This is a genomic window from Phenylobacterium sp., assembly GCF_013822795.1.
GTDB lineage: Bacteria > Pseudomonadota > Alphaproteobacteria > Caulobacterales > Caulobacteraceae > Phenylobacterium.
Map to the genome: position 1 here is coordinate 199,601 of NZ_PNLB01000006.1, position 12,251 is coordinate 211,851.

Annotated in this window: 12 protein-coding genes; 3 read left to right on the plus strand and 9 right to left on the minus strand. The window is 69.0% G+C overall.

Annotated features, from left to right (window positions below):
* Positions 1–3 precede the first annotated feature (3 nt).
* The 3 genes from C0481_RS07620 (at position 4) to C0481_RS07630 (ending at position 3,515) form a co-directional block, all read left to right on the plus strand.
* Complete coding sequence (locus C0481_RS07620) at positions 4–1,188, plus strand: acyl-CoA dehydrogenase family protein (protein WP_293402278.1); 1,185 nt, start codon at positions 4–6, stop codon at positions 1,186–1,188.
* A gap of 11 nt (positions 1,189–1,199) precedes the next feature.
* A complete protein-coding gene (locus C0481_RS07625) occupies positions 1,200–2,786 on the plus strand; it encodes a fatty acid--CoA ligase (protein ID WP_293402280.1) in 1,587 nt (528 codons plus the stop codon).
* A gap of 96 nt (positions 2,787–2,882) precedes the next feature.
* Positions 2,883–3,515, plus strand: a complete 633-nt coding sequence (locus C0481_RS07630) for a helix-turn-helix domain-containing protein (RefSeq protein WP_293402282.1) — start codon at positions 2,883–2,885, stop codon at positions 3,513–3,515.
* Between the two features lie 20 nt (positions 3,516–3,535).
* Here the strand turns inward: C0481_RS07630 and hemN are convergent, their stop codons facing one another.
* The 9 genes from hemN to ccoN all read right to left on the minus strand — a co-directional run.
* Positions 3,536–4,915 (minus strand): oxygen-independent coproporphyrinogen III oxidase, encoded by a 1,380-nt coding sequence (gene hemN / locus C0481_RS07635; RefSeq protein WP_293402284.1) that lies wholly within the window; start codon positions 4,913–4,915, stop codon positions 3,536–3,538.
* A gap of 62 nt (positions 4,916–4,977) precedes the next feature.
* Positions 4,978–5,127, minus strand: coding sequence for a cbb3-type cytochrome oxidase assembly protein CcoS (gene ccoS, locus C0481_RS07640; protein ID WP_293402286.1), 150 nt, complete (start codon positions 5,125–5,127; stop codon positions 4,978–4,980).
* Complete coding sequence (locus C0481_RS07645; RefSeq protein WP_293402288.1) at positions 5,127–7,295, minus strand: heavy metal translocating P-type ATPase; 2,169 nt, start codon at positions 7,293–7,295, stop codon at positions 5,127–5,129. Before C0481_RS07645 ends, ccoS begins: the two co-directional genes overlap by 1 nt.
* The gene (locus C0481_RS07650; RefSeq protein ID WP_293402290.1) at positions 7,286–7,762 is read right to left on the minus strand and encodes a FixH family protein; all 477 of its coding nucleotides are present in this window, start codon (positions 7,760–7,762) and stop codon (positions 7,286–7,288) included. The genes C0481_RS07645 and C0481_RS07650 overlap by 10 nt, the downstream gene beginning before the upstream one ends.
* Positions 7,759–9,264: a cytochrome c oxidase accessory protein CcoG gene (gene ccoG / locus C0481_RS07655; RefSeq protein ID WP_293402292.1), complete on the minus strand. Its 1,506-nt coding sequence runs from the start codon at positions 9,262–9,264 to the stop codon at positions 7,759–7,761. Before ccoG ends, C0481_RS07650 begins: the two co-directional genes overlap by 4 nt.
* 4 nt (positions 9,265–9,268) lie before the next feature.
* On the minus strand, positions 9,269–10,135 hold the full coding sequence (gene ccoP, locus C0481_RS07660; RefSeq protein ID WP_293402294.1) for a cytochrome-c oxidase, cbb3-type subunit III: 867 nt from the start codon (positions 10,133–10,135) through the stop codon (positions 9,269–9,271).
* Complete coding sequence (locus C0481_RS07665; RefSeq protein WP_293402297.1) at positions 10,122–10,301, minus strand: cbb3-type cytochrome c oxidase subunit 3; 180 nt, start codon at positions 10,299–10,301, stop codon at positions 10,122–10,124. Before C0481_RS07665 ends, ccoP begins: the two co-directional genes overlap by 14 nt.
* Positions 10,298–11,032, minus strand: a complete 735-nt coding sequence (ccoO, locus tag C0481_RS07670) for a cytochrome-c oxidase, cbb3-type subunit II (RefSeq protein ID WP_293402299.1) — start codon at positions 11,030–11,032, stop codon at positions 10,298–10,300. The genes C0481_RS07665 and ccoO overlap by 4 nt, the downstream gene beginning before the upstream one ends.
* 13 nt (positions 11,033–11,045) lie before the next feature.
* Positions 11,046–12,251, minus strand: a 1,206-nt coding sequence (gene ccoN / locus C0481_RS07675) for a cytochrome-c oxidase, cbb3-type subunit I (protein WP_293402301.1), incomplete at its 5' end; no start/stop codon positions are given.

Here is a 12,251-nt window from a genome sequence, read left to right on the forward strand (position 1 = left end):
CAAGTGAACCTGGATCTGACCGCCGAAGAACTGGCCTTCCGCGACGAGGTGCGCGCCTTCCTGCAGGAGGCGCTGCCCCCCGACCTGCGCGAGGCTGGACGCCGCGCCACCAGCGTCTTCATCGACAAGCGCCACAGCCTGCCGTGGCAGAAGATCCTGCACGCCAAGGGCTGGGCCGCGCCGAGCTGGCCCAAGGCCTATGGCGGCCCGGGCTGGAACGAGATGCAGCGGCACATCTTCGCCGCCGAGTGCGCCCGGGCCGGGGCGCCAAGTCTGGCCCCCATGGGACTGCGCATGGTCGGCCCGGTGATCATGGGCTACGGGACCGAGGCGCAGAAAGCGCATTACCTGCCGCGGATCCTCTCAGGCGAAGACTACTGGTGCCAGGGATACTCCGAGCCTGGCGCCGGCTCGGACCTGGCCGCCCTGAAACTGCGCGCCGAGCGCGACGGCGACGACTATGTGCTCAACGGCTCCAAGCTGTGGACCACCCACGCGCACTGGGCCAACCGCATGTTCTGCCTGGTGCGGACTCTGGCCGAGGGCAAGCCGCAGGCCGGGATCACCTTCCTGCTGCTGGACATGCAGACCCCGGGCATCAAGGTCCGCCCGGTCATCACCCTGGCCGGCGAGCACGAGGTCAACGAGGTGTTCTTCGAGAACGTCCGGGTCCCCGTTTCTGGGCGCATCGGCGAGGAGAACCAGGGCTGGACGGTCGCCAAGTACCTGCTCGAGTTCGAACGCGGCGGCGGCTCTGCGCCGGGCCTGAAGGTCATGCTGGAGAGGCTGCGCAGGACAGCTCGCGACGCCGGCCTCCTGAACGAGGCGAGCTTCCGCCGCCGGCTCATGGAAACCGAGATCGCCGTCCAGGCCATCGAGGTCTCCGAGCAGCGCATCCTGGCCGAACTGTCGTCTGGCAAGAACCCCGGCCCGGCCTCCTCCATGCTCAAGACCCAGGGCGGCGAGGCCATGCAGCGGATCGACGAACTGCTGCTGGAAGTCGCAGGCGTCTACGCCGCGCCCGACCAACCGGCCGCGCGCGAGGCGGGGTCCAACATACCGCCCATCGGGCCTGACGCAGTGCTGATCGCCATGCCCCGGTACCTGAACAATCGCGCCGCCTCGATCTATGGCGGCTCCAACGAGATCCAGCGGGACATCATCGCCCGCCTGGTGCTCGGACTTTAGGGAGGCCGCCCGTGGCTCAAACGTCCGTCGACTTCAACGCCATTCCGACCCTGGCCGACGCGCCGCGCTTTCATGCCCGCGAGCGGCCGGGCGCCGTCGCCCTGACCTTCGAGGGGCGGCAGACCACCTACGCCCAGTTCGACGCCGCCAGCAATCAGGCCGCCCAGGCCCTGCTCGCTGAAGGCCTGAAGAAGGGCGACCGCATCGCCTATCTCGGCAAGAACAGCGACCACTATTTCGAGCTGCTGTTCGGGGCGGCCAAGATCGGGGTGATCATGGCCCCGATCGGCTGGCGCCTGGCCCCGCCGGAGATCGCCTACATCGCCGGGGACGCGCAGGCCAGAATGCTGTTCGTCGGCCCCGAGGTGCTCGAACCAGCCCGCAAGGTCGCCGCCGAGCTGCCGGACCTAAAGGTCGTGGCGATGGAGCCAGGTAGCGAGTGGCCTACCTATGAGGCCTGGCGCGACGCCCAGCCCGCCAAAGATCCAGCTGTCGAGATCGACGAACGCGACGTCGCCGTGCAGCTCTATACCTCGGGAACCACGGGCCGCCCGAAGGGCGCGATGCTCAGCCACCTCAACATCCTGGGCGGCCGCCGCCGGGCCCAGGAAACGCCGATGTCGTGGAACCAGTGGGCGCCGGAGGACATCAGCCTGGTCGCTATGCCGGTCGGCCACATCGGCGGCACCGGCTGGGGCATCGTCGGCCTGGTGAACGGGGCCAAGGGCGTGGTCGCCCGCGAATTCGACCCGTTCAAGGTGCTCGACTACATCGAGCACGACCGCGTTTCCAAGATGTTCATGGTCCCGGCGGCGCTCCAGATCGTCGTACGCCAGCCGCGGGCGCGCGAGGTCGACTACTCGCGCCTCAAGTACATCCTCTACGGCGCCAGCCCGATCCCGCTGGACCTGCTGCGCGAGTGCATGGAGGTGTTCGGCTGCGGCTTCGTCCAGCAGTACGGCATGACCGAGACCTGCGGCACCATCGTCTATCTGCCGCCGGAGGACCACGACCCGGCCGGCAACGCTCGGATGCGCGCGGCGGGCCTGCCGATGCCGGGGGTCGAGATCAAGGTCGTCGACGAGACCGGCGCCAGCCTGCCGCCGAACACCGTCGGCGAGGTGGCGGTCCGCTCGGTCTCCAACATGGCTGGCTACTGGCGGCTGCCGGACGCGACCGCGGCGACCGTGGCGGCCGACGGCTGGCTGCGCACCGGCGACGCCGGCTACCTGGACGAGGACGGCTATCTCTTCATCCATGACCGGGTGAAGGACATGATCATCTCCGGCGCCGAGAACATCTATCCGGCCGAGGTCGAGAGCGCGGTCTACGGCCACCCGGACGTGGCCGAGGTGGCGGTGATCGGGGTGCCCGACGACAAGTGGGGCGAGTCGGTGAAGGCCATCGTCGCGCCCAAGCCAGGGACCAGTCCCGACCCGGAGGACATCATCGCCTTCGCGCGCACCCGCATCGCCGGCTTCAAGGCCCCCAAGAGCGTCGACTTCATCGACGCCCTGCCCCGCAACGCCTCGGGCAAGATCCTGCGTCGCGAGCTGCGTGAGCCCTATTGGGCCGGCCGCACACGCCGCGTGAACTGACCTCCGTAGGAGTACGTAAGGGCCGGCCCGTAAGGGACGATCCGAAATTTTCCGCCCGCCCGCCCCGGCCTAGTCAAAGGTCATCGGGAGTTGGGTATGACTTGCAGCGAAACGATCCTCCGTGACGACCACGACCTGATCAGCCGGATCGGCGTGCCGATGTCCTTCGCCAAGGACGAAGAGATCTACGGCCAGGGCGAGCGCGCCGATCTCGTCTATCGAATGATCAGCGGCACGGTGCGCACCTCGCGATTCATGGCCGACGGCCGCCGCCCGATCGGCGACTTCTATTATCCCGGCGACGTCTTCGGCCTGGAAACGACCGGCAGCCACAGCATGGCCGCCGAAGCGCTCAGCGACTGCGTGATCCTGGCGGCCAGCCGCCAGGCCATGCTCGCCGCCGGCGGCGAGGAAGAGCTCAAGGACCTGATGTGGGACGCCACCGTGCGCGACCTCGAAAGCGCCCGCGAGCACCTGACCCTGCTGGTCCGTAAGAGCGCCAGCGAACGCGTGGCCAGCTTCCTGCTCGGCCTGGCCCAGCGCCGTGGCGAGACCGCCGTCGAGCTGGCCATGGGCCGCCAGGACATGGCCGACTACCTCGGGCTCACCATCGAGACCGTGTCTCGGATGATCACCCAGCTCCAGTCCTCCGGCGTGGTCGAGTTCGAAAGCTGCCGCCGCTTCCGGGTCCGCGATCGCGAGGCCCTGGAAGACCTCGCCGCCGCCTGAATTTTCCCTTTTTCTTCCCGTCACAACGCCTTGGCGTGCCGGCCCTGCTGGGCGTCGAAGTAGGCGTCCACCGCCCCGCAGATCGAGCGGATGACCAACCGGCCGTGTCCGACCACGTCCACGCGGCCGCCTTCGGCCAGCAGCAGCCCTTCACGCCGGAACGGCTCCAGCCGCGCCAGGATCAGCGCCAAGTCGGCCAGCGAGCGGCCGTGGCGCGCGCGCACCGCGTGCAGGTCCACCGCGAAGTCGCACATCAGTCGCTCGATGATCTCGCCGCGGAACCGGTCCTCGTCGGTGATCGCCACGCCGCGCGCGATCGGCAGCTCGCCGCGATCCAGCGCCGAGCGCCAGTCGAGTTCTCTCGTCACGTTTTGCACGAAGCCTTGCGGGAAGGCGCCGATAGCCGACGCCCCCATCCCGATCAGGGTCTTGGCCGCGTCGGTCGTGTAACCCTGGAAGTTGCGGCGTAGCCGCCCTTCCGCCAACGCAACCGCGAGTTCGTCGGTCGGCAGCGCGAAGTGGTCGAGCCCGATGCGGACATAGCCCTCAGCAATCAGCCGTTCGGCGGCGGTCTCGCTCTGGTCGAGACGCTCGGCCGGCCCCGGCAGCGCCTCCTCGGCGATCAGCTGCTGGTGTGACTTCATCCACGGCACGTGGGCATAGCCGAACAGCGCCAGCCGCTCGGGGCGCAGGCCGAGCACCGCGTCAATGGTCGCCAGCGTGTTGGCGGTGGTCTGATACGGCAGGCCGTACATCAGGTCGAAGTTGATCGAGGTGACCCCAGCCTCGCGCAGCCAGCCGACACAGCGGGCCGCCTCCTCGATGGTGCCCTTGCGGTCGACGGCGGCTTGCACCTGCGGATCGAGGTTCTGCACGCCAAGGCTGGCGCGGCGCAGGCCGTGGCCGGCGCAGGCCATGACCCATTCGCGGGTCAGGGCCGGCGGATCGATCTCGGTCGCCACCTCGATGTCGGATGATAGGTCGAACACCTCGCCGAGGGCGGCGAACAGCACGTCGAGCTCCTCGACCGCCAGCATGTTCGGGGTGCCGCCGCCGAAGTGCAGCGCATTGGCCGGCAGCTTGCCCGGCAGCGCCTGGCCCAGCAGGCGGATCTCATCGAGCAGCTTGCCGACATAGGCGGTGATCGGCTCATGCCGGTTCACCGCGCGGGTGTTGCAGCCGCAGTACCAGCACAGTCGCGCGCAGAACGGGATGTGCATGTAGAGCGACACCGGATCGCTCGCGGGCAGCTCGGCCAGCCAGCGGCGGTAGGTCGCCTCGCCGACGTCCGGGGTGAACTGCACGGCGGTCGGATAACTGGTGTAGCGTGGGGCGCGGCCGTCGAAGCGGGCGACGAGGTCGGCCAGCGCCTGGGGGTCTCTGAGCGCAGTGAGGGTCACGGGCGGCTCCTGTTGTGTCGCAGGTATCTCGCCCGATCAGCCCAAGCGCGCCGTGATATCCGTCAATCGGGACGCTCGTGCTCAACCAAAATCCGCGAAGCGTCACCGACCGGGTCTTCGTACTGGCCGCTGCGCAGCGTCCACCAGAAGGCGCCCAGCCCGACCAGGGCCAGCGCCACCGAGGCCGGGGCCAGGAACATCAGGATATCCATCAGCGTCTCCCCGCCCCGGTGCGCAGGGCGTTCAGGGTCACGACCAGCGACGAGCCCGACATCGCCAGGGCGGCGACGAACGGATTGACGAAGCCGAGCATCGCGGCCGGCGCGGCGACCAGGTTGTAGAGCGCGGCGAAGGAGAAGTTCTCCAGGGCCCGCTTGCGCGCAGAACGCGAGACGTCGATCGCCTCGACGACCGCTCCCAGCCGCTCGCCGGAGAAGACCAGGTCCGCGGCGTTCTGGCTGGCGTCAAGCGCCGCGCCCGGCGCCATGCCGGCGTGCGCCCCGGCCAGGGCCGCCGCGTCGTTCAGCCCATCGCCGACCATCAGCACCTTACGGCCTTGGGCGGTGCGTTCGGCGACCAGCGCGGCCTTGTCGGCTGGCGTCAGCGACGCGCGCCAATCCTCGACCCCGGCCGCGTCGGCGGCCCGCGCCACCGCCGAGAAGGTGTCTCCGGAGAGAATCTCGACGGTCAGGCCGCGCGCCTTCAGCGCCGCCACGGTGGCCGCAGCGTCCGCACGCAGCTGGTCGGCGAACACGAAGCGGATCTTCGTCTCACCCTCGACGCCGAACCACAGCTCGGTCTCGCTGCTCGGCGCGCCGGCGACGCCGACGAAGGCCGCGCGGCCAAGCCGGGCGCGGCGCCCGCCGATATAGCCCTCGACCCCCTGCCCTGGGGTCTCCACGACATTGTCGGCGAGCAAGGTCGGCCCCGCGTGGGCGGCCAGCGCCCGCGACAACGGATGGGCCGAGGCCTTGGCCAGCGGCGCAGCCATGGCGATGGCGGCCGGAACCGGATCGATGAGCTGCGGGCGGCCCTCGGTCAGCACGCCGGTCTTGTCGAGCACGACATGGTCGACCTCGGCCAGCCGCTCCAGCGCCGCGCCAGACTTGACCAGGATCCCGCGCCGGAACAGGCGCGCGGAGGCGGTGACCTGCACCGCCGGAACGGCCAGCCCCAGGGCGCAGGGACAGGTGATGATCAACACCGCGACCGCGCGCAGCAGCGCTACGCGCGGTCCGAAGCCCAGCGCCCAGACGCCGACAAAGGTCAGCGCCGCGGCCGAGTGAATGATCGGCACATAGAGCGCCGCGGCCTTGTCGGCCAGTTGCACGTACTTCGAACGGGATTGGGCGCCGGCCTCGACCAGCCGGGCGATCGCCGCCACGGCGGAATCTTCGGAGCGGGCGGCGGCGCGCAGGCGCAGAACCCCGCCGAGGTTCATGGCCCCGGCCTGACAGCTCTCGCCCGCCGCCACGCGGACCGGCAGGGTCTCGCCGGTCAACATCGACTTGTCGAGCTCGGAGACCCCGGCGGCGATCACCGCATCGACCGGAATCCGTTCGCCCGGCCGGACGATGAGTTCGTCGCCCGGCGCGACCTCGCTGAGCGGGATGCGGCGCTCGACGCCGTCTTCCCCGACCAGGGTCGCCGACGGCGCCTGCATGGCCAGCAGGTCGGCGGCCGCGCTGCGCGCGCTGGCGCGCAGCCGATGATCGAGCCAGCGCCCGATCAGCAGCAGGAACAGCAGGGTGACGGCCGCGTCGAAATAGGCGTCACGGCCGCGCAGCACCGTCTCGATGAACGAGATCACCAGCGTCAGGATCACCCCGATGGAGATCGGCACGTCCATGTTGGCGCGGCCCGAGCGCAGCGAGCGCCAGGCCGACTCGAAGAACGGCATGCCGGCATAGACCGCGCACGGGGCGCCGATCACTCCGCTCATCCACATCATCAGCGTGCGGGTCGCCGGACCAAGCTCCTGGCCAAATAGGCCCGCCCAGATCGGCACCGAGAACATCATCGCGTTGCCGGCCCCGAAGGCCGCGACGCCGAGCGCCAGGGTCAGCTTGCGCCCCTCGGCGTCGCGGGCGGCCGCGGCCTTGCCCGGATCGTAGAGCGTCGCCGGATAGCCGAGCCCGTCGAGCCGCTCGAGCACCAGGCTCGGATCGCCCGCCCCCGCCTCGAAGCCGACGGTCAGCTTGCCAGTGGTGAGGTTCAGCCGCGCCGACTCCACGGCCGGCAGGGCGCGGACCTCGCCCTCGATCTTGGACATGCAGGCGGCGCAGCGGGCGCCCTTGACCAACAGCTCCAGCGAGCGGCCGCCGCCTTCGGCCGGGCGTAGAAACGCGGAGAAGTCCTGGCGATCGGCGGTCATGGCCATGTCAGTCGGCGCTCCGCTTGAAAGACCTGCCCTTGGCTCTGAACGTGGACATCCCAGGCTCCCGCGGCGGGCTTGGCGGGAGCGCGGTAACGGCCAGGCGCCGCCTCTTCGAACGTCAGCGGCAGCTCGCCGGTCTCGGTCGCCGGCCGGCGCAGGAGGCCGGTGAGCTGCAGGCCGGAGACCGGCTCGCCCTTTGCGTCCGCGATCTCGACGACGACTCCGCCGGCGTCCGGCGCGGCGGTGGCGCTCCAGCCTATCGCCGCCTGAGTGCGGCGCTGGGCGACGGCGCGGTTGTAGGCCAGGCCGTCCTCGTAGGGCGTCACCGACACCTGGCCCGGGTGCGATCGATAGGCCAGCACCAGGAACAGGCTGTCGACTGCGATCACCACCCCGAAGAAGGCGACCACTGAAAACAACACATGCCAACCGGTGATACGGAACGGCTTCTTTACGGCGCGGGCGGTCATGGCGCGTTCGCAGCTCCTGACAGGAAGGTGGTCTCGGTGCGCTCCTCGGCGGCCGGAGCGGTGACGACAAAGGCGGCGGACATGTTGGCGGCGGTGATGGCGTCCGGCGGCAGGGTCACGAACACGCGCACGGCGCGCACCTCGTTGGCCGGAACCTCGACCTTGAGCACGTCCTGGCTGGCGCGGTCGCCCGGGGTCTTCAGGATCGCGCCCTTGGCCCCGTCGAAGGCGACGGCGTAGGTCTGGGCCTGGAAGGTCCGGTTGGCGATCTTGATCGTGTAGCCGTTGCGCACCGCGCCGTCGTGCAGCCGCACGAACACCGGGTTACGGTCATGCAGCACGTGGACGTCCAGGGTCGGCCGGGTCATCAGCCCCCAGGCCATCAATCCGCCGACGACCACCAGGGCCACGGCGTAGAACACCGTGCGCGAGCGGATCAGGCGATAGACCGCCGGCTTGCCGGCCGCGCGAGCCTCGACGGCCGCGTCGGTGTCATAGGCGATCAGGCCGATCGGACGTTCGACCTTGAGCATGATCTCGTCGCAGGCGTCGATGCACAGGCCGCAGTTGATGCACTCGAGCTGCGCGCCGTCGCGGATGTCGATGCCCATCGGACAGGCGGTGACGCACTGGTGGCAGTCGACGCAGTCGCCGCGGCCTTCCCAGCCGGCGCTCTTCTTGTGCGCGCCGCGCGGCTCGCCGCGGTCGTAGCGATAAGTCACCTGCAGCGAATTAGCGTCGAGCATCGCGCCCTGGATGCGCGGCCAGGGGCACATGTAGATGCAGACCTGCTCGCGCATGGTCCCGGCGAAGACATAGGTTGTGAACGTCAGCAGGACGCAGAACACGTAGCCGGTGACCGGCCCCTGCCCGATCCAGAAGTCGTGCAGCAGGCTCGGCGCGTCATGGAAGTAGAAGATCCACGCGCCGCCGGTGGCGAAGGCGATGCCCAGCCAGACCGCGTGCTTGCCGATCTTGCGCCAGGCCTTGTCGAGCGACCACGGCGCGGCGTCCAGGCGCATGCGGGCGTTGCGATCGCCCTCGAACAGCCGCTCGACATAGATGAACAGGTCGGTCCAGACGGTCTGCGGACAGGCGTAGCCGCACCACAGCCGGCCGAACAGCGCCGTCACCAGGAACAGCGCCAACGCCGACAGCACCAGCAGCCCGGTGATGAAGTGCACCTCCTGCGGCCAGAGCTGGATGTCGAAGAAGTAGAACCGGCGCCCGGCGAAATCGACCAGCACCGCCTGATCGGGCAGCACGCCCGGCCGGTCCCAACGGATCCAGGGGGTGATGTAGTAGATCGCCAGGGTGACGATCATCACCGCCCACTTGATCGCGCGCCAGCGGCCGTGGACCAGCTTCGGATAGATCGGCGCGCGCGGCTTGTAGAGACCGCCGCCCGGATCCGCGCTCTTGCGGGCCCGAGCGGCGGCCGAGACGGGACCCGCTTCGTGCTTGGGGGCGGAAGCTCGGGTCCTGTCTATGACGACGGTCATGGCCCTACTGGCCTCCGGCGTTGGCGTGGATGTAGACGGCGAGCGCCTTCAGGGTCTCCGGGTCGAAGCGGGCCTTCCAGCTCGGCATGACGCCGCCGCGGCCGTTCCAGATCTGGGCGTGGATGTCGGCGCGCGTGGAGCCGTAGAGCCACTCCTGGTCGGTCAGGTTCGGCGCGCCCTGCTTCTGGTCGCCCGTCCCGGTCGGCCCGTGACAGGCGACGCACTGCGTCTGATAGACGGGCGCTGCACGGCGCACGGCGGCGGCGTTCGCCGGCCGGCCCGACAGCGCGACCACGTACTCAGTCAGGTCCGACACCTCGGCGGCGCTCAGCATCTGATCGCGGCCAAAGGCCGGCATCTGCGAGAAGCGCGTCTGCGGATGGTCGGAACGGATGCCCACCTCGATCGTGTGGTGGATGTCCTCCAGCGAACCGCCCCACAGCCAGACGTCGTCGCGCAGGTTGGCGTAGCCCTTGGCCCCGACCCCGCCGGTCCCGTGGCAGGTGGCGCAGTTGTCCCCGAACACCGACTGGCCGACCGCCTGGGCGTAGGCCTGCAGCTCCGGATCACGCTCGATCTCCTCCAGGCTGGCGGTCTTCAGCCGCGCAGCCTGCGCCCCGCGAAGGGTCTTCAGGTCGTTCAGGGCGACCACCACGTCGGCGCGGTCGGATTGGCCGAGCACGCCCTGGGTGTAGCTGCGCACGCCCGGCCAAGCCGGCATCAGCACCCAGTAAACGGCCGCCACGACGATCCCGGCCCAGAACATGTAGAGCCACCAGCGCGGCAGCGGGTTGTCCAGCTCACGGATGCCGTCCCACTCGTGTCCCGTGGTTTCGACGCCCGTGACCTCGTCGGGTTCACGCTTGGACATCGGGGGCCTCATGATCTTGCAGGGGAAGGCTGGCGAGGCGCTTGAACGCCTCGCGGTTGCGCGGCCAGAGCGCGTAGACGACGCCGCAGGCGAAGATCAGCCCGAAATAGATCAGGCCGCCTTGCTGGGCGAAGCGCGCCACCGTCTCGTAGGTCAGGTCGCTCATCGACGGTTCTCCGGGGCCTTGGCCTCGTAGGTGCTGAAGTCGACCAGCGTCCCGAGCATCTGCAGGTAGGCGATCAGGGCGTCCATTTCGGACAGCCGGTCCGGTTCGCCGTCGAAGTCGCGCTGAATGACCTTGCCGCCGTAGCGGGCCTGGAACTTGCTGGCCGCGGCGAACGGATCGGCCTGGGTCTCCAGGTCGTCCTTGGCGCTGTCGATCATGTCCTGGGTGTAGGGCACGCCGACCTTGGTCATCGCACGGATCTTGTCCTGGATGTCGCGGTAATCGAGGGCCTTCTCGGCGAGGAAGGCGTAGGGCGGCATGACGGATTCCGGCACGACCGAGCGCGGGTCGACCAGGTGGTCCTTGTGCCAGCCGTCGGAGTACTTGCCGCCGACGCGCGCCAGGTCGGGGCCCGTCCGCTTGGAACCCCACTGGAACGGGTGGTCGTACATGCTCTCGGCCGCAAGGCTGTAGTGGCCGTAGCGTTCGACCTCGTCGCGCAGCGGACGGACCATCTGCGAGTGGCAGGTGTAGCAGCCCTCGCGGATGTAGATGTCGCGCCCGGCCAGTTCGAGAGGGGTGTAAGGCCGCACGCCCTCCACCTCCTCGACGGTGCTTTCGAGCCAGAACAGCGGCGCGATCTCGACGATCCCCCCGATGGACACCACGATCAGGATCGCGATGACCAGCGGCAGGGAGTGCTTCTCAAGCTTGGTGTGATGCTTCCACATGGTCGGCCTCGCCTTACTGCGCCGCGACGAGCGCGGGGGCGGGACCGCTCAGGCTCTGGGCGCTGGGCGCAGAGCTGGGCATGCGGATCGTACGCCACAGGTTGTAGGACATGATCACCGCGCCGGCGAGGAACATGGCCCCGCCCAGGGTGCGGATGACGTTCTCGATGTGCTTGGCGGCGACGGTCTCGACGAAGGAGTTCGCGAGGAAGCCCTGCGGCGTGTACTCGCGCCACATGAGGCCTTCCATGATCCCGGAAACCCACATCGCGCAGATGTAGAGAAGGATGCCCAGGGTCGCGATCCAGAAGTGCCACTCGGCCAGCTTCAGCGAGTAGAGGCCGTCCTTCTTCCACAGCCACGGCACCATGCAGTAGACGGCGCCGAAGGTGATGAAGCCGACCCAGCCGAGCGCGCCGGAGTGGACGTGGCCGATGGTCCAGTCGGTGTAGTGGCTGAGCGCGTTGACCTCGCGGATCGACATCAGCGGGCCCTCGAACGTGGCCATGCCGTAGAAGGCGATCGCGACGGCCATCATGCGGATGACCGGGTCGGTGCGCAGCTTGTCCCAAGCCCCCGAGAGGGTCATCAGGCCGTTGATCATCCCGCCCCAGGACGGCATCCACAGCATGATCGAGAAGGTCATGCCCAGCGTCTGCGCCCACTGCGGCAGCGCCGTGTAGTGCAGGTGGTGCGGGCCCGCCCAGATGTAGATGAAGATCAGCGACCAGAAGTGGACGATGGACAGGCGGTACGAATAGACCGGCCGCTCCGCGCGCTTGGGCACGAAGTAGTACATCATCGCCAGGAAGCCGGCGGTCAGGAAGAAGCCGACCGCGTTGTGGCCGTACCACCACTGCAGCAGGGCGTCCTGCACTCCGGCGAACAGCGAGTAGCTGCGGCTGTTCAGCGGGCTGACCGGAACCGCCAGGTTGTTGACGATGTGCAGCAGCGCGATGGTGACGATGAAGGCCAGGTAGAACCAGTTCGCCACATAGATATGCGGCTCCTTGCGCTTCCAAAGCGTGCCCAGGAAGACCAGCAGGTAAGCGACCCAGACGATGGTCAGCCACAGGTCGACCAGCCACTCAGGCTCGGCGTACTCCTTCGACTGAGTGATGCCGGCGACGTAGCCGACCGCCGCCAGCACGATGAACAGCTGGTAGCCCCAGAACACGAACCAGGGCCAGACGCCGCCGGCCAGCCGGGCGCGGCAGGT